The 21,206-nt window shown below is 70.5% G+C and carries 20 protein-coding genes; 8 read left to right on the top strand and 12 right to left on the bottom strand.

Annotated elements, in window-relative coordinates; all coding sequences use genetic code 11:
- Positions 1-216 precede the first annotated feature (216 nt).
- The 4 genes from FHS38_RS25660 to FHS38_RS25645 all read right to left on the bottom strand — a co-directional run bounded on the left by FHS38_RS25660 (position 217) and on the right by FHS38_RS25645 (position 3,348).
- Positions 217-543, bottom strand: a complete 327-nt coding sequence (locus tag FHS38_RS25660) for a hypothetical protein (protein ID WP_184737309.1) — start codon at positions 541-543, stop codon at positions 217-219.
- 243 nt (positions 544-786) lie between these two features.
- Positions 787-1,335, bottom strand: a complete 549-nt coding sequence (locus tag FHS38_RS25655) for a nitrobindin family protein (protein WP_184737307.1) — start codon at positions 1,333-1,335, stop codon at positions 787-789.
- 141 nt (positions 1,336-1,476) lie between these two features.
- Positions 1,477-2,958, bottom strand: a complete 1,482-nt coding sequence (locus FHS38_RS25650; RefSeq protein ID WP_373301765.1) for a hypothetical protein — start codon at positions 2,956-2,958, stop codon at positions 1,477-1,479.
- Positions 2,959-3,069: 111 nt separating this feature from the next.
- The gene (locus FHS38_RS25645) at positions 3,070-3,348 is read right to left on the bottom strand and encodes a hypothetical protein (RefSeq protein WP_184737303.1); all 279 of its coding nucleotides are present in this window, start codon (positions 3,346-3,348) and stop codon (positions 3,070-3,072) included.
- Positions 3,349-3,985: 637 nt separating this feature from the next.
- On the opposite strand from FHS38_RS25645, the gene FHS38_RS25640 reads away from it, so the two are divergent.
- Together FHS38_RS25640 and FHS38_RS25635 are read left to right on the top strand one after the other, a co-directional pair.
- Positions 3,986-4,747, top strand: coding sequence for a hypothetical protein (locus FHS38_RS25640; RefSeq protein WP_229821953.1), 762 nt, complete (start codon positions 3,986-3,988; stop codon positions 4,745-4,747).
- A 67-nt stretch (positions 4,748-4,814) separates the two neighbouring features.
- Positions 4,815-5,687, top strand: a complete 873-nt coding sequence (locus FHS38_RS25635; protein WP_184737301.1) for a universal stress protein — start codon at positions 4,815-4,817, stop codon at positions 5,685-5,687.
- 108 nt (positions 5,688-5,795) lie between these two features.
- Here the strand turns inward: FHS38_RS25635 and FHS38_RS25630 are convergent, their stop codons facing one another.
- Positions 5,796-6,638 carry an alpha/beta fold hydrolase gene (locus FHS38_RS25630; RefSeq protein ID WP_184737299.1) on the bottom strand — a complete coding sequence of 281 codons (843 nt, stop codon included), beginning with the start codon at positions 6,636-6,638 and terminating at the stop codon, positions 5,796-5,798.
- Between the two features lie 128 nt (positions 6,639-6,766).
- On the opposite strand from FHS38_RS25630, the gene FHS38_RS25625 reads away from it, so the two are divergent.
- From FHS38_RS25625 to FHS38_RS25615, 3 genes are all read left to right on the top strand, one after another.
- Positions 6,767-7,918 (top strand): hypothetical protein, encoded by a 1,152-nt coding sequence (locus tag FHS38_RS25625; protein ID WP_184737297.1) that lies wholly within the window; start codon positions 6,767-6,769, stop codon positions 7,916-7,918.
- 123 nt (positions 7,919-8,041) lie between these two features.
- Positions 8,042-8,722, top strand: coding sequence for a DUF899 family protein (locus FHS38_RS25620; protein WP_184737295.1), 681 nt, complete (start codon positions 8,042-8,044; stop codon positions 8,720-8,722).
- A 93-nt stretch (positions 8,723-8,815) separates the two neighbouring features.
- Positions 8,816-9,232, top strand: coding sequence for a VOC family protein (locus FHS38_RS25615; RefSeq protein WP_184737604.1), 417 nt, complete (start codon positions 8,816-8,818; stop codon positions 9,230-9,232).
- A gap of 134 nt (positions 9,233-9,366) precedes the next feature.
- Here the strand turns inward: FHS38_RS25615 and FHS38_RS25610 are convergent, their stop codons facing one another.
- From FHS38_RS25610 to FHS38_RS25585, 6 genes are all read right to left on the bottom strand, one after another.
- Positions 9,367-9,897, bottom strand: a complete 531-nt coding sequence (locus tag FHS38_RS25610; protein ID WP_184737293.1) for a hypothetical protein — start codon at positions 9,895-9,897, stop codon at positions 9,367-9,369.
- Positions 9,898-10,130: 233 nt separating this feature from the next.
- Positions 10,131-11,009: a hypothetical protein gene (locus FHS38_RS25605; protein WP_184737292.1), complete on the bottom strand. Its 879-nt coding sequence runs from the start codon at positions 11,007-11,009 to the stop codon at positions 10,131-10,133.
- A gap of 23 nt (positions 11,010-11,032) precedes the next feature.
- Positions 11,033-11,887 carry a papain-like cysteine protease family protein gene (locus tag FHS38_RS25600; protein ID WP_229821954.1) on the bottom strand — a complete coding sequence of 285 codons (855 nt, stop codon included), beginning with the start codon at positions 11,885-11,887 and terminating at the stop codon, positions 11,033-11,035.
- Between the two features lie 39 nt (positions 11,888-11,926).
- Positions 11,927-12,514 carry a hypothetical protein gene (locus tag FHS38_RS25595; RefSeq protein ID WP_184737289.1) on the bottom strand — a complete coding sequence of 196 codons (588 nt, stop codon included), beginning with the start codon at positions 12,512-12,514 and terminating at the stop codon, positions 11,927-11,929.
- 71 nt (positions 12,515-12,585) lie between these two features.
- A complete protein-coding gene (locus tag FHS38_RS25590; RefSeq protein WP_184737288.1) occupies positions 12,586-14,574 on the bottom strand; it encodes an RICIN domain-containing protein in 1,989 nt (662 codons plus the stop codon).
- A 516-nt stretch (positions 14,575-15,090) separates the two neighbouring features.
- The gene (locus FHS38_RS25585; RefSeq protein WP_184737287.1) at positions 15,091-16,230 is read right to left on the bottom strand and encodes a PP2C family protein-serine/threonine phosphatase; all 1,140 of its coding nucleotides are present in this window, start codon (positions 16,228-16,230) and stop codon (positions 15,091-15,093) included.
- Positions 16,231-16,744: 514 nt separating this feature from the next.
- Between FHS38_RS25585 and FHS38_RS25580 the strand changes: the two genes are divergently transcribed.
- Positions 16,745-17,812, top strand: coding sequence for a PP2C family protein-serine/threonine phosphatase (locus FHS38_RS25580; protein WP_229822091.1), 1,068 nt, complete (start codon positions 16,745-16,747; stop codon positions 17,810-17,812).
- A 26-nt stretch (positions 17,813-17,838) separates the two neighbouring features.
- Here the strand turns inward: FHS38_RS25580 and FHS38_RS25575 are convergent, their stop codons facing one another.
- The gene (locus FHS38_RS25575; protein ID WP_184737285.1) at positions 17,839-19,224 is read right to left on the bottom strand and encodes a pyridoxal phosphate-dependent decarboxylase family protein; all 1,386 of its coding nucleotides are present in this window, start codon (positions 19,222-19,224) and stop codon (positions 17,839-17,841) included.
- A gap of 89 nt (positions 19,225-19,313) precedes the next feature.
- On the opposite strand from FHS38_RS25575, the gene FHS38_RS25570 reads away from it, so the two are divergent.
- On the top strand, positions 19,314-20,669 hold the full coding sequence (locus FHS38_RS25570) for an aminotransferase-like domain-containing protein (protein ID WP_229821955.1): 1,356 nt from the start codon (positions 19,314-19,316) through the stop codon (positions 20,667-20,669).
- Positions 20,670-20,750: 81 nt separating this feature from the next.
- On the top strand, positions 20,751-21,188 hold the full coding sequence (locus FHS38_RS25565; protein WP_184737282.1) for an Rrf2 family transcriptional regulator: 438 nt from the start codon (positions 20,751-20,753) through the stop codon (positions 21,186-21,188).
- Positions 21,189-21,206: the final 18 nt, after the last annotated feature.

Raw genomic sequence — 21,206 nt, 5'->3', positions numbered from 1 at the left:
GGGACTGCTCATGACGACCGGACACGGGATCCTGGCCGCTCTGCCGGCCTCCCATCGCACCTGTCGCGCGCCGCGCCGGGCGATCCGGCGCGGCGGCGTTCTCCCGGAAAGCCCGATCAGGGCATTCCTCCTGGATGGCCACGAAAACGACCGCCCGCGACGCTGGACCCCAGGGAGACCTGAGGTCCAGCGGGGGCGGTTGGCACTGCGGAGGGATCAGCCGGGGAAAGCTCCGGCGTCGACGGCCTCGGCGTTGACGTCGCACCAGGCAGTCGAGGTGCCACCCGATCGGGCACGGTTTCCGAGCTTGCCGTACGTGTAACCGTCGGGCTTATGGCAAACGACGTAGCCGGTGAACGAACTGCCGTAGCACGTGATCGACGCGCCATGGCGTCCACTGGCGCCTCGCTGGTATCGCCACGCGTCGCAGGAGAGATCAGCGGTCGCGCTCGAAGCGGAGGCCGGCGCCGCCGCGCCGAGCATTCCTCCGCCCGCAAGGGCGAGAACTGCCCCGACCGCCGCGATACGGGACTGGATCCTCATGTGGTCTCCTTCCCCTGACGAGGGTTCGACTGCTACGGGATGTGACGCTATCCAGGCCCCCGGAGCCTCGGTAGTACGCAAGCGGAACTTGGCCTGGAAGCGGTCGTGATACTCATCCAGGGGCATGCAGATCAATCAGTGGGGGCCAGACCCGGCCTCGGTCCGGTTCCGCAACGACCGGTAAGTCACCACGCCGGCGCGGAGGTCGGCCCTGCCGGGCGTACGTGTCCCCGATGGCGCTTCCTAGTTTCCGTCCCCGCGTCGAAGCTGTGCCGAAAGGTGGTGTTGCAGCGGCTGACCGACCGCAGCGAGATCGTGGACGAAGGTGAGAGTGTCCTCGTCGATCAGGGTGTAGCGGCGGCGGGTGGCGTTGACCTCCTTGGCGGTGGGAGCGAGGGCCACCTGATGGGTCGTGAGGTCGACCGTGCCTTCGTCGGCACGACCGACCGAGATCTCCGCGATGCCGGTGGGCTGGGTGATCAACGCCTCCACACGCCCCTCGGGCTGCAACCGCCACCAGCCGCTCTCCCGAGCCGACGGCCGCAGCGGGGTACCGTCCGCGTCGAGCAGCCAGGCGCGCGCCTCGTAGTGGAGGAAGGGACGCCCATCGTGACTGAAGGTGACCTCCTGCGCGTACGTGAACTCCTCGGCGAGCGTCGGGTACCCCCCGCAGCCCCGACCGACCCAGGTGCCCAGGAACCCGGTCACCGGCGCGAGCAGTGCGTGCGGTGCAGGCACTTCGTCCGGTCGAAGGGCGTCAGGATACGGGTGCTTCCGGGCGGGGTCGAACATGATGTGTGCTCCTGGGTAGAGACTGGTGCCGGGTGGCAGCCTAGGGCGTCGGTCCGCCGGCGCGGGGGCGCGTCTGCGCAATGGCCCTGTGAACGCCCCGGCCGGTCACTGGTCCGGCCCCGCGACCTCGTCGAAGAGCCATCAGGCAGCTGCCCGGTCCTCGTCGAGGTCCTCGTACAGCCCTTCCAGGCCACTGATGCACTTTTCGGCGACCGTCCCGGCGAACCGCGGACAGGTCCACGCCTGCGGGCTGACGGGGTCCCCCGCCGACGGGTGGGTCTGCGGCTCGTAGAAGTGCGGCAGGCTCTTTCGAAACTTCGCGTACCGCAGGGTGGGGTGCTCGCCGTCGTGTGCGCACTGCTCCGGCCGGGGCGCGGCCGCGACGGTGCGCATCGTCGCGAGGACGCCCCGGACCACGGCGAGCGGCGGGCTCGGGTACGAGATCTCCATCGTCTGGTAGGCGGCGAGGAGCAGTACGGCGCGTTCCAGGTCATCGGCCTGCTCGTAGCAGCGGGCGGCCCACAGGCCCAGGTCGTCGGCGTACTGCTCGTTCCGGCTCTTGTTGTCGAGCCGCTCCGCGATCTTCTCGATCTCCAGCCGCCCGTCCGCGCGCAGGTATTCGGCGTCGAGACGGGAGGTGTCACGGTCACCGAAGAGCTCTTCGCGTCGCTCGTTCAGCAGTGTCAGTGACTTTTCCGCGACCTCTGCCATGTAGGCCGGGCACACCACGTTCTCGAGCGGAGCGCCCCGCCCGGACTCGGCACGGTTGCGTTCATAGACGCCCCGCCCACCGGGGCTGCTCAGCATGACGCCGAGCTCGGCGGCGTCCGGGCCGGTACCGGGCAGGGTCGCATGCCACTCGTGTGCGCAGGACGCGTCGGCGAAGTGCGGCAGCGTCCGCTCCACCGCCTCGACCAGATCGTCGAGGACCGACTTCGTCCGCACCATGCCGGAGACCGCGTACCAGGTCACCGCCCTGACGACCAGCAGGTGTCCGGCGCGGTCCTCCGGATCCGCGGTGGAGAGATTCCCTGCCTGTGAGGAAATCTCTTCGTCGATGTCGGTCCATGGCTTCGGGTAGCCGTGCAGCAGTGCCGACAGCGTTTCGATGGTGTCCTGGGCCTCCACCGGCAGGCGGGGCGGCACATCCGAAACCGAACCCGGATCGACGATGTCCATGACGATCCGCGCGAATCCGGCGACATTGCGCGGACAGAGCCACTCGTCCCGAGGCCGGTCCTCGTCCCATTCGGCCGTCTCGTCGCCGAGCTGCACCAGCAGTTCGGCGATGTACATGTCGTCCTCGTCGTCATGATTCCGGTACGGGTGGGAGTCGTGGTCGCAGGGCCGGTCGCGCAGCGCCGTGTCGGTGGCTTCCAGAGCCGCCATGGCTGCCCGTACGACGCCCTCACCCGGCAGCCAGGTGAGATAGCGGGCCATCACCACCAGCCCGAGCGTCCATGCATACGCCGACTCGGCGCCGGGGCCGGCGGCGAGTCGGGCAGCGCAGTCGAGGACCTCGCGGTCGTACTGAGCGTTGTCGGAAACCTGGTAGTTCTTCCGGATCTCGTCCCAGGACCGGGAGAGTTCAGCGAGGGGCGTGGGGCTGTCTGTGTCTGTCACGCTCCTCATGACGCGCGGCCTGCCCCTGGGAGTTCCGCCCCCCGACAGGGCGATCTGGCTGGTCAGCGGGGTCTGCGGCCTCTGCGCGGGCCGGGTGGGGCACCCCACCGATTACCTGAGACCTCGGTCCTCGCGGTGGTCCTGGCGGTCCTGCCGGTCCCAACGGCCTCGGCGCTGTCGACGGTACCGGCGGTCCCAGCGCTCCTGACGATCCCTGCGGTCCCGGTACTCCTGATAGTCCCGGTCGTATCGGGACCCCACCCGCCCGCCATCGTCCCGGCCGTAGCGGACGGCTCCGAAGATCAGCACGGCCGCGGCCACCCACAGGAGGGGGTGGAGGAACCCGAAACCGATCAGCGCCAAGCAGACGACGAGGAGAAGGGGCAGCATGACGGCCTCCATGGTTGGCCTGAGCGTCCTGGGTAGCGGCCCGGGCGTGCGGGCCGGACACGACAACAGCCGCAGAACCGACCGTCGTCCCCGTGCCCGGAATGACCGGGAGGCGCCTGCGCAGCACGCTCTCGCGCAGCCTCGTGTCCCGGGCGATGCCCAGTCTTCCGCGGGCCATGAGCACGCGGCTCTTCCACCCACCGGAGGGTGGCGTGCCGACGGCCCGTGGCCGACGTGTCCAAGAAGGAGCGAAGGCCTGGCGCAACGCGCGGGCGCCCCTACAGGGCGGGGGACCCGTAGCGGTCATGAATGATCCGGGCCCTGTGGGCATCATGCGCCTCCTCGGAGCGGAACCATCTCCATGCTGCCGGGGGCCGGGGCCGTGCTGCACAGCCTAGTCCTGCCCCTGTCTCCGCGACAGACGCATACCGGCAATCTTGGACACCAGCGCTGACGCCAGCCTTCCGGGGGCAGCCCCTGTTCGGAGACCATGCCGCGGAGCGGCGTTGAGGTATCAATTCCCGACCGCATGCCGTAGGTTCTGAATCGGTTGTTCATTGGCCGCCGGTGCCCGCTCCTGCGGGACGTTTGAGCTTCTTGCTCAGCCACCACCGGTCTCAGCGCCATGAAAGTCCTGATGCGAAACACTCGCAACGTTCTCTTCCCGTCCGTGGTCGCCGCCCTGGCCTGCGGCACGGCACTGCTGGTGCCCGGAGCCGCGGCAGCCCGACCCGCGTCCGTCGCCTGCAACGAGACAGCCCTGGTCGTCGCCGTCACCGCCGCGAACGCCGCCGGCGGCGGCACCGTCACCCTGACACCCGGCTGCACCTACACCCTCACCTCCAGCCATGGCAACGACGGCGTGAACGGGCCCGCCGGACTGCCGGTCATCACCACACCCGTCACCCTCGAAGGCAACGCCAACACCATCACCCGCGCAGGAACGGCAACGCCGTTCCGTATCGCCCAGGTCGGCCCCACCGGCGGCCTCACCCTCAAGGCCGTCACCTTCAGCGGCGGCCACGCAACCGCGACAGGCCACAACAACGGCGGCGGCATCCTCAGCTTCGGCGCGGTCACCCTCACCGGCAGCCAGTTGTCCGGCAACACCGCCGACGGTCTCGGTGGCGCCCTCTCCAGCACCGGCACGGCATCCGCGACGACCCTCACCAGCAGCACCGTGAAGAGCAACACCGCCCATCAGGGCGCCGGCATCGCCAGCGTCAACGGAACACTCACGTTGACCAGCAGCGTGGTCAACAGCAACGCCGCGACGGTCAACCCCGGCGGGATCTACTACACAGCCGGCTCGGCAACCCTCAACACCTCAACCGTGACCGCCAACACCGCAACCAACTGCACGGGCAGCCCCTCCCCCGTCCCCGGCTGCATCGGATAACCACCCACAGCACCACCGACACCCCGACCGTGGCCGTGAAAAAGCGCTCCCGCTCCGGAGGCCCCACATGCCTGGAACGATTGCCGTTGGACTGGACGGAACCGAACACAGCCTCGCCGCCGCCGACTGGGCAGCCACCGAAGCTTCTCACCGAGGCTCGATCCTGCGCCTGGTCCACGCCTGGACCTGGCGGGTCCCGGACGCCCCGATCGCCATGGACCCCGAAGAGCAGCAGCGCTGGGCGACCGGCGTGCTGAGCGAAGCCGAGACACGGGTCGTCAAGGACAGGCCCGGTCTGCCGGTCACCACTCAACTCCTGGCCACCGATACGGTTCCGGCTCTCGTCGCCGAAGCCGCCGTGGCCGACATGCTCGTCCTCGGCTCACGTGGCCACGGCACGCTGGTCGGCAACCTGCTCGGCTCCATCGCCCTGCACGTACTGCGCCAGGCCACCGGCCCCGTCGTTCTGGTACGGAACCCGAGCCGGGGCAGTGCCCCCGGGCAGCCACTCGACGAGGTGGTGGTGGGCACGCAGGACGGGGAGGAGGCCGACCCGGTCCTGGGCTTCGCCTTCGCTGCCGCAGCGGTGCGAGGGGCGCGCGTACGGGCCGTGCGGGCCTGGAGCATCCCTCCGGTCTTCATGTGGAGCCCCGGTTCCATGTGGCTCGCCGATGAAGCCGGCGGTCTGGACTCCTTCCGCAAGGAGCGCCTGGCCGTTGCCCTACGGCCGTGGCGGGAGCGATACCCGCAGGTGGATGTCATCGAACACGTCGAGATCGGCAGTGCGGCTCAGGTGTTGTTGGCCTGCAGTGGTCGAGCCGTGCTCATGGTCGTCGGGCGTCACGTCCACGGCCGCCTGGACCTGCGGCGGATCGGCTCGGTCGCTCACGCCGTCCTGCACCACGCGCCCTGCCCCGTGGCCGTGGTACCGCACTCGTAGCCTCCGCCCGCCCTCCCAACAGCACCTGAGCCACGCCCATCGCCATGGAAGCACCGGACACGGTGCCATGCGGAGACACCATCGGGAACCGCCCCGGGGGCCGCAACGCTACATTTCACGAGCCTCGGCGGCCTCCGGAACCCTCCCGGCCCCGGGCATGGCAGCGAATGCTTCGACGAGCCGCTCGGCGAATTCGACCGGCCATTTCGCGTAGCCGATGTGGCCACCGGGAAACTCCGTCAGTTCCTGACCGATCCGCTCGGCGAGGACGGCTGCCGGACGGTGGATGATCTGTGTGCTGGACGCGCGTCCCCCCGCCACCACGATCCGCCGCGCCGCCTTCGCCACTGCCGCGAGATCGGGCACGCAGCGCGTGAACGGCCGCATCGTGTGGGCGAGGAAGAACGCGGTGTTGTCGTGGGCCTGAGGCAGTACGGGTGCGGGTCGGCCACCGAAGAGGGCATTGAGTTTCCGCATCGCCGGCGCGGTGCCGTCGCGGTGGAAGGTCTCGTGGACGTCGTCGATGAACGCCAAGTGGGCCTCGGCGGCGGGTAGCAGCGCCAACGCGGGCGGTTCGTGCACGACGGCGGACCGGATGCGGTCCGGGTGCCGGACGGTGAGTTCGAGCGCGACGAGCCCACCCGAGCAACTCCCGAACACCTGCACGGACTCGCCCGCCGCGGCGACATGACCGAGCAGGCGATACGCGTCGTCGGTGTGTACGTCGATCCGCTGGTCGACGGGCGGCCCGTCGAGCGGACTGCGCGAGTTGCCGCGGGGATCGTAGGAGAGGACGCGGTGGTCGTCGGCGAGTACGGCGGCCAGGGGCTCGAAGACGGCAGCGTCGGAGTTGCCGCCTGCGATGAGCAACAGGAGCGGGCCGGCGCCTCGTACTTCGAAGTGAAGCCGCGCGCCCGGTACCGCCAGCGTTCCCGTCTCCGGAGTGCCCATCACCCTCCAGGTTCGAACCGATGTGCCACCACCGAGTCACTGCCTGCCACCACAGCGTAGCCAGCCGGCGCGACGCGCGCCAGAATCGTAGGGCCACGAGGCTCCGCGACATCCCGAGGCGTGATGCCATGTCCGCTCGCCCGAACGGCGGTCACCACGCCGCCGCAGCACCACGGTTGCTCCTCAATGCCCAGGCCTTCGGCTTCGGGCCGGCAGCCGCCATGTCGGTCCTCGCCGCGGAACTCGCACCCGTCTGCGAAAGGCTGACCTACCTCGGGAGCGGGCACACCCTGGACCTGCAAGGAGAGCCGCCGTACGACACCGTCCACGACACAACCGGCCGGTCGACGGACGAACTGCGCGCCCTTCTGGGGGATTTGGCACCCCAGTACGACTTGTTCGTCACGGCCATGGATTTCGAGATGGCCGAGCTGGCCCGGGACACCGGGCTCGACGTGGCCGTCTACGATGCGCTCACCTGGTACTGGCCCGCCATCCCGGAAGTGGCCCGTGAAGCCGCGCTGTACCTCGCCCAGGACTTCTTCGGGGTACGGGAGCGCCTCGCCGCCGACCCGGCGCTTCGCGGACGCGCCGTGATCGTTCCCCCCGTCATCGCCCGCGGACGCGCCTGGCGTCCCGGTCGGCACGTCCTGGTCAATCTGGGCGGTCTGCACAACCCGTGCTGGCCGCCGGACGACGCCGTCACCTACGCACGCCTCATGCTCGACGCCGTCCGCGCAAGCCTGCCCGCCGACCGGTCCGTCATCGTGGCCACGAGCCGGACCATCGCCGCCGGGCTCGACGACCCGGACGTCGGAACCTACGATCACGCCACCATGCTCGACCTCATGAGCACCGCCGCGTACGCCTGCATGACCTCGGGCCTCGGCAACATCTACGACGCCGCGGTGACCGGCGTCCCCACCCTGTGGCTACCGGCCGCCAACGACAGTCAGCCCGAGCAGGTCCGTCTGCTCTGCCGGCACGGCTATTGTGACGCGTGCCTCGACTGGGCGGACGTCGGCCGGCCTGTCGACTACCGCCCTCCCACACCCGTGGTCTCGCAGGCGATCAGCCGCGTTGTGCGTGAGGTGTCCGGCGAGCCGCGTCTACGCGCCCGGCTGGCGCACCGCCTGACGGAACTGACCGACGGACTCGGCGTCACGGCGGGCAGGGCCCGGGCACTGACGGACCATTTCGGCCAGGGCGGCACCCGCAAGGCCGCCGAGGCCGTCCTGGGGTGGTTCGAGCGGAGGGCATGTCCGGTGGACCGTGGTTGATCCATAGGAGTGCACTGGCCGGGCCCTTGTCATCTCACTGCCTGACCGGCCTTGTGCGCAGGCATACGGTGGTGGGCCACAACCGATGGCGGCCACCGGTCAGCAGCCATGCCAGGAGTAGCGATGCGTCCAACCCATCTCACTGGGGAGTCGGCCGAATACGTCAGTGCCCGCGAGGAGCTGCGGCAAGCCGAGATCGAGCTGATGCGCCATCGTGAAGGCGTCGCCGACCTGCGTCGCCGGTTGCCGCTGGGCCCTGTCGTCGATGACTACGTGTTCGAGGAGGGCCCTGCTGATCTGCAGGCTGGTGACGTGCCGGCGCAGACCGTGCGACTGGGTGAACTGTTCACGCGGCCCGGGCGTGACCTGGTCGTCTACCACCTCATGTACGGCAAGAAACAGACCGAGCCATGCCCCATGTGCACGATGTGGTGCGACGGGTTCAACGGAGTTGCCCACCACGTCGCGCAGAACGTCGACCTCGTGATCGTCGCCGCAACCGGCCTGCCCGCGCTCCGCGCGCACGCCCGAGACCGGAAGTGGACGAATCTGCGTCTGCTCAGTGCCGGGTCCAGTACCTTCAAGTACGACCTGGGCAGCGAGGACGCCGAGGGCAACCAGGACTCGACGGTGTCGGTGTTCACCCGCGGCGACAGCGGGTCGGTGCACCACTTCTACTCGGCGCACCCCCGGATGTCCGACGACATCGACCAGCGAGGCATCGACCTGCTCAGCCCGGTATGGCACATCCTCGACCTCACACGCCGAGGCCGGGACAACTGGCTTGCCGCACTCAGCTACTAGGCAGTGTCCGACAGGGACCTTCAGGTCCTCCGACTTCGCCTCCGACGCACGTAGGCTGCCCGAACTGACTATTCGTCATGAAAGGGCTGAATGATGACTTCCCGTCTCAACCCGTACATCAGCTTCCCCGGTGAAGCGAGACGTGCCATGGAGTTCTACAAGGAGGTCTTCGGCGGCGACCTGGCCGTCCACACCTATGGTGACTTCGGTTCCGAGGCGCCCCCGGGATATGCCGACAAGATCATGCACAGCATGCTCGAGACCGTCAGGGGATTCACGCTGATGGCCGCCGACAATCCGCCCGGGACGGAACACCGATCCGGGAACAACATCTCGGTGAGCCTGAGCGGCGACGACGCGGACGAACTGCGCGGCTACTGGGACAAGCTGTCCGACGGCGGCACGGTGTCCGTCCCCCTGGAGAAGCAGATGTGGGGCGATGTGTTCGGCATGTGCACGGACAAGTTCGGTATCACCTGGATGGTCAACATCAGCGAACAGCAGACCTGATCCGGCGTCGGCGACCCCGTGGGTCGCCGACACGTGTCCGTGTCCAGGTCCCGCCGGTTCGGCGGCATTCGAGCCGCCCGCGCGGTTGACCACGGCGGGCGGAGGCTCGGCAGCGTACGCCCGAACGAGACCGCCTAGGTGATGGCGAGCGTCGTCACTCCTGTCGCGCCGGTGAGTCCGGTGGTGAGGCATCGCACCAACTCCGGCTGGGGAACCGTCACGACTTGCACCACCGTCCGGCCACGGAAGCGGCCCTGTGTCACCGTTCCCTTGATCGTGGTGACCACTTGGCCGGCAACGGCGGTGCTGGTACCGGTGGCCTTCATGACGCTGGTGTCGCCGGTGCTCCAGGTAAAGGTCCGCCGGTCCTCGAATCCGTCGAGGAGGTCGTTGCAGCCGGCGAAGACGGTGAACCGTTCCCCGTAGGACCCGCTCGTCACCTTGCCCTGGCTGTCGGCGCAGGAGCCGAACCGGCCGTCGGTCGTGATGTCGACCTTCCGCGCCCGGAAGGTGACTCCCGGGTGATAGGTGACCGACTCGGTCCCGTGGCACTGCACGTGCACGAACGGCTCGCCGGAGGACGAAGCCGTGGCCGGCACGGTCGTACCGAGCGAGGTGAGGGCTGCCAGTACGACAGCGCACATCCATGATCTGCTGACAGCCATGAGGGGCTCCTTCGCGGCGAGTGACGTGAAGGATGCGATGCCCGCTCATCCGCCGTTGAGACGAGCGCGCGGAGGTGCGCAAGGAGCACGGACGGACGGCGGCGAGCGCGTGGAAGGCCGGTCGCGCCCGCCTCCGACGAGCTCCGGTCGGCGGTGGCTCCGGGCCCGCGCCGACGAAAACGCCGTCCGGCGGCCCGGTCCCCCCACCGTGGGAACCGGGCCGCCGGGCGGGATCAGGCCGAGCGGCGTCGGCGGCGCAGGTGGAGGACCCCTGCGCCCGATGCCGCCAGCACGGCCGCGCCGGAGGCGGCGGGGAGCCAGGGGCCGGACGCGCGGGAGGGCTCGGTGGCGGTCTGGTCCTCGGCGAGGGCGTAGCCGCCGGCGAGGCCCTTGCGGTCGTAGGACGAGCCGGGGAGCTTGTCGCCGTAGCGCTTGGCGACGAGTTGCTGGTAGGCGGCGAGGGTGACGCGCGACTTGCCCTGGAGGGCCACGCGGGCTTCCTTGTTGAGCGGCTCGACGGAGCCGTCGGCGCTCAGCCGGTACCAGCCGTGGATCTGCGGTTCCATGAAGGTTCGCGCCTGGTCGGTGCCGCGTTCGGCGGCGCTGATGTCCGTGTCGCCGTCACGGATGCCGGCCAGTTGCCAGTCCTGGCCGCCCTTCCCCGACGCCCCCGGCTTGCCCGGCGCGAGCAGGACGGCGGCCTGGTGGCCGTTCGCGGCCGAGACGCGGGAGGCGAGGTAGGACAGCCGCAGGGCCGACCCGGCCGTGGGCTTGGTCTTGCCCGTGACGAACTCGGGCGCGAGCTCGTAGAGGGGTACGGGCTTCTTGAGGTCGAAGCCGGGAGCGGTGGCGGGGGTCCGCGCCAGGCCGCGCGGGGCGCCGGCCGTACCGCCGTCCGCGCCGGCGGCCGGGGTCCGCTGCTCGGCGGCCGTCAGGAAGCGCGCGACGGTGTCGTGGACCTTGCCGGAGCCCAGCGTCTTCTGGGCGGCGGCGTAGTCGGTCGCGGCGGGCGGGCTGGGCATGACGGGGCCGTCGGCGGCCTGCGCGGGAACGATTCCGCAGAGGGTGGTGACGGCGGCGGCCGCGAGCAGGGTGGCGGCGCGTCCGGTCATTCGGTGCATGGTGGGTCTCTCCTCTAGCCGTGGATGCCGATGCGCGTGTGGGTCCACCGGAAGGAGTTGTTTCCGGCGTAGGTGGAGTAGTTCCACCAGGTGTACGTCTGCGTGCTGGGCCAGGGATCGCCGACCGCGACCATGTTGCTGGTGCTGTCGTAGCCGTAGATGACGTTCATGTGGCCGCCGCCGGAGGTCCAGCCGATGCGGACGGCGAACGGGCGCCCGTTGGCGACCTCGGTCTGGGTCTCACCGAAGGAGGCGTTGCGGTACAGGTCGGTGCCGCTGTTGCGGAAGCCCATGTTGCGCAGGCCGTTGGCCATGTCGCCCAGGGTGGCGGGCTGGTTGTTGCAGTCGAGTCCGCTGTTGCCCTGGGCCGCCAGGCGGCAGAAGTCGTACTGGTTGTAGTTGGTGTAGCCCCAGTAGTTGGCGATGGTCAGGCCGGAGGCGTCCCAGCACCACTGGTCCCGGACCTGCTTCTGCATGCCGATGTTCAGGAGCTTCTGTCCGGCGGGCTGGCCGGCGCCGCAGACCGGCAGTCCGCCGGTGTCCTCCCGGATGAAGGCGTCGGCGAGGTAGAAGGTGCCGGACCAGATCCAGCGGGAGTTGTTCTCGACGACGTCGCCGGTGGTGCGGCAGGACATCGAGATGCGGTCGCCGACCCGTGAGGTGCCGGTGATACCGGAGGACAGGGACGGCTGGGAACGCTGGTTGACGGTTTGGAAGTTGCCCTGTCCGCCGGTGACCGTGCCGGTGACCGCTGCCTGGGCCTCGGGGGCGAGGCCCAGCAGGAGTCCGCCGGACAGGACCGCGGCCATCGTGGAGAGGAGGGTCTTTCTGCGGCCCGGTATGCGGGCAGGCCTACGGGATCCGAGCATGGGGGGTTCCCTTGTCTGTCTGGTGTCGGTCAGGTGTCGTCAGGCGTTGTGGCGGGTGCGGCGGCGCCGCAGCCAGAACGCGGCCGGTACGCCGACGGCGGCGAGGACCAGGGCCGTGACGCCGAGGGTCACGGCTCCGGGTGCCGATCCGCCGTCGGATGCGGAGGCGGGCGCCTTGGCGGCCGCGGGCGCGCTGGAGGGCACTCGCGACGGGGCCGGCGGTCCGGCCGGTGCGCGGGTGGGGCCGGCCAGGGATGCCGCGGTCACCTCGGCCCGCGATTCAGTGCGGCCGAGCGCCGGGAAGGCCGTCTGTGCCGTGAGGGTCCAGTCGCCGGCGGGCAGTGCCTCGGTGGTGGTGAAGGTTCCGAGCTGTCCGGGTACCGGTACGAGGCGCCAGGGGCCGAGCGTGGTGCCGTCGGCCGAGGTCGCGGTGAGGGTGCCGGCGACCTTCTCGTTCACGGGATGGCCGTCGTCCTCCCAGGTCGCCTTGGTGGTGGGGTGGCCGGCGGACATGCCCGTGACGGTGAGATGGATGGTGTCGCCGTGGGCGTGTGCCGTTGCGGCAGACCCCAGGACCAACAGGCCCGCGAGCGTGGCGGCCGCTGCCGTGAAGCGGCGATCGGGCATGAGGGGATGGCTCCGGTGTGAGTGGGGAGGGTGGCAGGGGCCCGCACGGCCCCTGCCACCAAGGGGGTGGTTCAGGCGGACTTCTTCAGGCTCCATGCCTGGTAGCCGGAGCTGTCCGGCTTCTGGAGCTCGAGCAGCCAGGCCCCGTAGTACGGCCGTTTGCCGACGCCCAGGACGAGGGAGCTGCCCTGGGCCGTGAGGCGCAGACCGTCGCCCGACCTGGTCAGTTGCCACTGCTGGGCGGTGCTGCCGGAGCAGGGCCGCTGGGCGACCCACTGGCCGGGGTTCGCGTCCCCGCCGAGCTGCAGGCACTTGCCGGACGCGGCCGAGCGCAGCCGCACACCACCGCCGGCGTCGTCGAGGTACCACTGCTGTGGTGTGAAGCCGTTGGGCTGGGACGCGACCAGGACGGTGCCGTCCGCGGTCTTGCCGCCCCAGATCTCGGCCGCCAGTCCGGTGTGCCCGTTGGTCAGTGTGTACCGCGTGCCGGGCTCGGTGGTGGTGCTGCCGACGGGCGGGGTGTGGAACGACACCGTACGGCCGGGCCGTTGGTCGCGTCCGGCCTGGTCGCGGACCGCGACGGCCACCGTGTAGTCGGTGTCGGGCCGCAGGTGGTGGATGCGGGCCGAGTTGGCTTGCACCCACGCCACATGGCTGCCGTTCAGCAGCAACTGGTACCACGCGGCGGAGGGGGCCGCAGGCCAGGTGACCACTGCCGAGTCGGACGTCAGCTGTCCGACGACCGGGACAGGGCCCGTCGACGGTCCGGTGCTGCCGGTCGGCTTCGGCGTCGGAGTGGGGCTCGGGTCGGGGTCCGGCCGGGTGCCGTCGCCGGTCATCAGGAACTGGTTGTTCGCGACGTTCCAGTGGGTCGCCAGGTAACTGCCCGGCTGTGGACTGGTGTGGTAGTAGTCGTCGTGCCTGCAGTCCAGGCGCTCGTCGTGGCCCCGCTCGGGGCAGATATCCCGCATGGTGGGGTAGTACGGCGCGTCCGAGTAGCACATGACGTCCCACTCGTCGGTGCAGTGCGCGGCGCGGCTGGTGTTCGGGGCACTGTTGTTCACCGCTCCGAGGTTGTGCCCGAGCTCGTGCGCGGCGGTCGAACCGCCCCAGCACCCGGCGTCCGTACGGCCGTAGGAGGGGCCGAAGTTGCTGAGGTTGGCGGCACCGGGGCGCTCGTCGCCGCTGAAGGTGCCGATACCGCAGTAGACCTTGGCGTCCGCGAAGATCATGTACTTGCGGTCGCGCCGGTCGAAACCTTTCGCCGCGAGCGCGGAGTTCATCGCGCCGAACTCTGCCAGTGCCGAGCTCGGCACCTCGGCGTTGAGCACGGACGGGGCGCAGTCGGCGCCGGTCACGAACCGGATGTGCCGTACGCCGCCGGTCTCCTGCGCGCTGGCGAAGTAGATGGTGTCGGCGTCGGCGGCCCACTTGCGGAACGAGGCCAGGTACTCGGCGTACCGGTCGTTTCCGGGGGCGTGGACGTACACGACCTGCACGCGGTTGCCGGTGCTGCCGTCCCCGTCGCACTGCACCGCCTGACCGGCCGGTGCCGCCTTCGCGCTCGCGGCACCCCGAGTGGGGGCGGCGGGAGGGGACTTGGTCGCGGCGGTCCCCGCCTGGCGGGCGTCGACGGAGACCGTGGTGCCGGCGTTCGGCTGCCCCTGGGGCGCCTTGCCGGTGTCGGGGCGGCCCGGCGCCTGGGCCGTGTCCTGCGTCTTCGCGGCGGGCGGCGTGTCCTTGGTGATGTCCACGCCCTTGGGCGGCTTGTCGGGGCCGTGTGTGCAACGACCGTCGGCGGTCCGCAGGACGCCGGCGCAGTGGTTGCCCTTGGGCGCGGGACGCAAGCCCTTGTAGACCAGGCCGCGGGTGCGGTCGTCGTCGGGTATTCGGGTCACCGGTTCCGGTGTCCTGTCGTGCGCGGGGGCCGGAGCCGGACCGTCGGCCGCCGTCCGGGCGGCGGCGACCTGCGGCCGGGACGGTTCGTTGTCGAAGACACCACCGAGCGCCGCCGTGCCGGCGAGCGCCCCTGCGGTGACGGCGACCGCGGCGATGAGCATGCCGCGTTTTCGTCGCCGTTGCTGCACCTGTCTTCTGCGACCGGGCAAGGCCACACCTCATTTCCGTGGGGGAGTTGTGGGTGGCCGGAAGTGTGCCAGAACGAACAGGCCGTCAGGCAAGGTGGTTTGACTCGTTGAAATATGGAGCATGATTCACAGGAGGGAGCGGGCGTCACTCGGCAAGCAATCAAGTCTCTTTAAAAATAGGCAACTTGGAGACGCCACCACTAAAGGTCTATTCCAATGCCCGGCCATTTCACGGGCATTGCTTAATAGGATCGTTACCACGGAATAGACGAGTCCACTTGTGTGCGCTTGCGCAGCGTGGTGGCGCTATCACCCTTGATCAACTTCCTCGGGAATCCCGCTTCGGAGACCCAAAGGGCGGCTTATGGGGCGCAATTGCGTCCGACACCGGGCATTCCGGTCGGTTGCGTGCCACCAGGGTCCGCAGGCGCCGAAGCCGACGATGACGCCGCGTGCTCACCCCACCCCTGAGGCGGCAGCCGCACCGGATTATTGGCCGATTTCTTCCTCGACCCGGTCGACGAGAAGCATCGCCACATCGTCCGCCAGGGATCCCTCGGTGTGTCGGAGCAACTCTTGATGCAACCGCTCCAGGAACTCCCGCGGGGTGCGGGCATCCACCGATTCCATGGCCTCCGACAGGGGGAAGAAGTCCTTGTCACGATTGCGTGCTTCGATGACGCCGTCGGTGTACAACAACAGACGGTCACCGGGTGTGAACGGATAGCTCTCCGTCTTGTCGGGAAGACCGATGACGAAGTCCTCCAGACCCAGAGGCGGCAGCTCGGAGGCGGGCATCAATGCCTGGACCGTGCCCCGGTGCAGCACCAGCGGAGGGGGATGACCATGGTTGACCACCTCGACCACGGGCCCGTCCGGCACCTGGACCACGAGAGCGGTGACGAAACCCTCCAACAGGGCCTCCTGATCGGACACCCCCGGTACGCCGCACTCCCGTCGCAGTGCGGCCGCGCAGTGGTTTATCACCTCGACCAGGTCGTCCTCGTAGTGCACGGCCTCCCGGAACGCGCCCAGCACGGCCGCGGCCGCACGCACGGCGGGCAGCCCCTTGCCCCGGACATCCCCCACGATCATCCGGACCCCGTACCGGGTCTGCACAGCCTCGTACAGATCACCGCCGATCTGTGCCCCCGCCTCGGCCGCGAGGTACATGCTGGCCGCCCGTACCGGGCCCAGCCGGGCGGGTACCGGCCGCAGAATGACCGCTTGCGCCGCCGCGGCTATCCGCCGGACCTGGTCGAGCTCGCTCTGCCTGCGCGTCCGCACGGCACTACTCGTCGTGACACTGGCCACGGACACCAGGAAAAGAGCGAGGAAATTGGTGTAGACCTGCTGGCTGCCCCACGCGTCGTTGTGGGTCGCGGTGGCCACACTGACGGCCAGGGCGACAGCCACTGCCGACACAGTCCCGCGGGGCCCCATCGTCACGGCCGCCAGCGCCGGCGTCGCGGTGAGGAGGGGGCCGGTGTACAGAAAGTGTGCGGGCGAGAACTCGATGCCCACCACGAGCAGGGCGATCGCGAACGGTACGCACTGGCCGAGTGTGAAGAGGACCCGGCTGTAGGCACCCGTTCCTGGTCGCGGGGACGAGCGGAAGAGCCACCGCATGACTACAGGCTGCCCCCTGAAACCTCAATGGTCCACTCCTCGCTCCCGTCCTGCGGCCTCCACGTCCGCAGCCGTGCGGAGTCCGCCCTGGTGAGAACCGTCCTTCAGCCCACCCACTGATCCCCCGGGCGGTCGATCGTCCACACCCTGCGCGGCCACGCACCGCGACGACCCGCGCCTCATCGCCTTCCACCAGCTGGTGCGGTCGATGCCCGCCCTACGAGTACGCGTACCGTACGACGCCGCGGCACGTACGGCCGCGAGGCGCAGTCCTGCGCGGGCTCCGACACACTCACTCGCCGTCAGCACGGCCTCGCCCAGAGGGAATGCGGAGGTGGCCGACGGCGCCATCGCGCGGGACGTCGACGACCTCGACACGCAGCACGCACCGTGGGCGGAGCCGGGTCGCGCCTACCCGGGCGGGGACGGGGGCAGGTGGCAGACTGAAGAGGTGTCCTTTCGGCCGCTGACGCACGTCCGCCACACCTGGCAGCCGGGCCACTCGCCCGCGCTGGTGGTGATCCCGCTCGGGCTGATCGTCACGATCTGCGTGGTCGACATCCTGGCCCCGCAGCACATCCATCTCGGCCCGCTGCTGGTGGCCGCGCCCGCGATCACGGTGGCGTTCGCGGGCGCGCGCCTGACGGCGCTGGTGGGTGTGCTCACCGTCGTGGCACAGCTGGTGATCGGCGCGGCGAGAGGAGTGATCGGCACCGCCAACATCCAGGCGCAGGTCGCCGCACTGATCGTCGTCTCGAGCCTGCTGGTCGTCTTCTGCCTGGTGAGGGACCGCCGGGAGCGGGAGCTGTACCGGGTGAAGTCCGTGGCCGAGGTCGCCCAGCATGTCCTTCTGCAGCCGCTCCCCCGCCGTAGCGGTCCCCTCCGCATCGTCTGTCTCTATCTGCCCGCCGAAGCCGAGGCAGAGATGGGGGGCGACCTGTATGCGGCGGCGCGCACCGCGAGCGGAAGCACCCGACTGCTCATCGGCGACGTCCGCGGCAAGGGCCTCGCCGCGATCAGCCACGCCGCCCTGCTGCTCGGGGCGTTTCGTGCCGCCGCCCACCGGCAGGCCACACTCCCCCGTCTCGCCGTCCATCTGGACGGCGCGGTGCGGTGGGACACCACCCAATGGCGAACCGAGGGCGAACCGGACGACGACGAGTCCTTCGCCACCGCCATCCTGCTGGACATCCCGGACGGGGAACCGGTGGTCCACCTGATCTCCTGCGGTCACCCGCCACCCCTGCTGATCCGGCGGAACCGGGTCAGCACGCTCCGGCCGAGAGCGAGCCATCTGCCCATCGGGCTGGGCGGGCTGGGCGGGCTCGCCGACCCGGACGACTACGAGGTCGAGACGTTCGACTTCGAGGCGGGTGATCTGCTGCTGCTCTACACCGACGGGGTCATCGAGGCCCGCGACACCGACGGTGCCTTCTTCCCGCTCACCGAACGGGCCGCGGTCTGGAACGCGGAAAGCCCCGAGGAGTTCCTGCGGGAGCTGCGCGAGGACCTGACGGCCCACGTCCGGGGCCACCTGGGCGACGACGCCGCGGTGGTGGCCATCCACCGGGACGCGTCCTGAATCCCCGGCCGGTGGACAGGCACGCGCTACCGCAAGGAGCGGACCGCCTCTTCCAGTGCCTTGACGATCAGCCGGGTGTCCTTGTCGGTCGTGCGCCAGTTGCTGAAGGCAGCCCGTAGCGCGGGCAGTCCGGTGTAGACGGTGGGTGTCAGGAAGACCTCTCCGGCCAGGGCGTCGGCGAGCGCGGAGAGGCGTTCGGGGGTGGGGTCCTCGGCCAGCGTGAAGCAGACGACGTTCAGCCGGACCGGCGCGAGGAGCCGTAGGCCGTCGAGGTCCTCGACGGCCTGCCCGACGGTGTGTGCGCACGCCACGCAGCGCTCCACGATCTCGCGGTGTCCGTCACGCCCGTAGGCACGCAGGGTGAACCAGGCCGCGAGCGCGCGCAGGCGCCGGGAGTTCTCCGGGGTGAGATGGACGAAGTCGGGGGTGTCGCCCAGCGGGCCGAGGTAGGCGGCCGCGTTCTGGAAGACGCGGACCTGAAGGTCCCGGCGGCGGGTGAACTGCACCGCGCTGTCGTACGGCACGTTGAGCCACTTGTGCAGGTCCACACAGAGCGAGTCGGCCAGGTCCAGGCCGTCGACCAGATGCGCGTGGTCGGGGGACAGTCCGGCGAAGGCCCCGAAGGCGGCGTCCACGTGGAGCCAGAAGTCGTAGCGTTCCCGCAGCGCGGCGACGGCCCGCAGGTCGTCGAAGTCGACGGTGTTGACCGTGCCCGCGTTGGCCACGACGATGCGGGGGCCGTCCGCCTCCCGCAGCGCTCGCTCCAGGGCTTCCGGATCGATCGCCTCGCGTCCCGGAAGGGTGGGCACCGTTTCGAGGGCGGCGCGGCCCAGGCCGAGCATCGACAGTCCCTTGGCCACGCTCGAGTGCGGGCTGCCCGACAGCACGCGCACCGCTCCCAGGGCGCCCACCCCGTCCTCGGCGGGCGAGACGCCGAGCCGCTCGCCGAGCCATTCACGGGCGATGGCCAGACCGACGGTGTTGGACATGGTGGCACCGCTGACGAACGCTCCCTCGTGGCTGTCGGACAGCCCGAAGAGGTCACGCAGCCAACCGATCGTCTCGCGTTCGAGGTGCTGTCCCGCGGCGTCCAACGACGAGGTGGCGTTCTGGTCCACGGCAGCCGTCAGCCAGTCCCCGGCGAGCGCCGCGGGGGTCACGCCGCCGGTGACGAAGCCGAGGTAGCGCGGTCCGGCGGCGGCCGACAGTCCCGGTTCCCAGCGCTCGGTGAACTCCCCCAACGCGGCCCGCAGTCCGACCCCGTGGTCGGACAGCGGCTCGGCGTGCGGGGGCCGTGTCCGCGGGACGACCGGGGCGTCGTCCAGGCCGTCGAGGAATGCCGTGGCGTGTCGGCGGGTGATCTCCAGGAGTTCCGGTAGCTGGGCGAGATCCGCCGCGAGTCGAGGGTGCACTGCTGGCTCCGTTCTTCGGTTCGGGGCGACGCTAGCCCGAGGGGGTGGGGGGCGGCCTGGTCCAGTTGGGGGAAACTGGACCAGTGCGAGTGAGTGAGGATCAGCTGGTCCGGGCCGTGGGCGAGTGGCGCAGGCCCGGCGTCGCGCTGGCCGAGGCGCTGGCCGGGGCGGTGCGCGAAGCGGTGCTCGACGGCAGGCTGCGGACCGGCAGCGGGCTGCCCGCCGAGCGTCGGCTGGCCGCCACCCTCGGGGTCAGCCGCGGCACGGTGACCGCCGCTCTGACCAGGCTGCGCGACGACGGATGGGTGCGCACCCGCCACGGCAGCGCGAGCACCGTCCGATTGCCGGCCCGGGCGGCCGAGCGGATCGCTCCCGTCTCGGCGTCGGGCGAGAGCCGTTCCATCGACCTGCGCCGGGCCGTGCCGGCCGCACCCCGGTCGGCCTATCTGGCGGCTACGGAACGGGCCTTGGTCCGCATGGCCCCGCTGCTGGCCGAGGACGGGGAGCCGGGGGCGGGCCTGCCCGAACTCCGTGCCCTGGTCGCCGAGCGGTACACCCGCGAGGGCCTGCCCACCCGGCCCGAGCAGATCCTCGTCACCTCCGGGACGCGGGGCGCGCTCGCCCTGCTCTGCGCGCAGTTGCGCCCGCGGGTCGCCGCCGTCGAGATCCCCACGTTCTTCGACGCTCTCCGCGTGCTGCGCGGCGCCGGGGCGCGGCTGGTCGGCTGCCGGGTCACCACTGAGGGATGGGACCTGGACCAGCTCGACGACGCCCTGGGGGCGGCGCGGGGCGGGCTCGCCTATCTGGTGCCCGACTTCCAGAATCCGACCGGCGCGCTCATGACCGCGCAAGTCCGTCGTGCGGTCGCCGAGCTGGCGGCCCGGCACGGGGTCGTTCTCGTCGTGGACGAGACCATGAGGGATCTGGACCTGCGCGACGCGGCGGGCCCCGAGCCGAGGATCCGGCGCGCGGTGCTGATCGGCTCGGCCGCCAAGGCGGTGTGGGGCGGGCTGCGCGTCGGCTGGATCCGCGGCTCCGCGGGGCTCATCGGCGAACTGAGCGGCAACCCGCTGTGCGGGCCGCTGTCCGCGGCGCCGATGCAGCAAATGATCGCCGTCGAACTGCTCGGCGACCCGGACACGGTGCTCCGGCGACGGCAGGCGGAACTGCGGCGGCAGCGCGACCATCTGAGCGGGTTGCTCGCCGGGGACGACCGATGGCACTTCGCGGTCCCGCCCGGTGGGCTGTCCCTGTGGCTGCGGCTGACGGGCACCCGGTCCGACACGGTCGTCGAGCGCGCCCGCGCACACCGGCTCGACCTTTCCGCCGGCTCGCGCTTCGCGGCCGACGCGACGCTCACCCACCACCTACGCGTGCCGTACACGCCGCCGGTTCCGGCACTCGACCACATCGCGGCGGTACTGGACGAGGTCTGCCGGGACTGAGCCAGGACCGAGCCGGCCGCTTGACAAGTCTTCTGACGGCACCTTAGGTGTAACCGACACAGTTACAGCGAGAGAGGTGCGATGGCCGCCAACAGCAGGCTCACCGTCGCCGTTCACGTCCTCGTGTGGATGGCGCTGGTGCGCGGCCGCGGACGTGACGTGGTGACCTCGGAACAGATCGCCGACAGCGTCAACACCAATCCGGTCGTCATCCGGCGCTGTCTGGGCGAGTTGCGCAGGGCCGGGCTGGTCGACGTCCGGCACGGCGCCGGGGCGGGCTGGCGGTTGATCCGCGAGCCGGAGTCGATCCCCCTCTCCGAGGTCCGCCGGGCGGTGGAGACGGAACCGCTCTTCGGCCTGCACCGGGGGGAGCCCAACCAGCGCTGCCCCATCGGCGCGGGCATCCGCCCCGCGCTGGAGCAGGTGTACGGCGAGGTGGAGGAGGCCGCGCGGCGCGCGCTGGAGAGCACCTCGATCGCCGACGTCCTGCGCGAGACCCTGGCGCCGGGAGAGCGCTAGCGAGCGGCCCACGAGGCC

The organism is Streptomyces netropsis (assembly GCF_014203545.1).
Classification (GTDB): domain Bacteria; phylum Actinomycetota; class Actinomycetes; order Streptomycetales; family Streptomycetaceae; genus Streptomyces; species Streptomyces netropsis.
The sequence above is the reverse complement of the archived record's forward strand: the minus strand, read 5'-3'. Positions and strand labels throughout refer to the sequence as shown.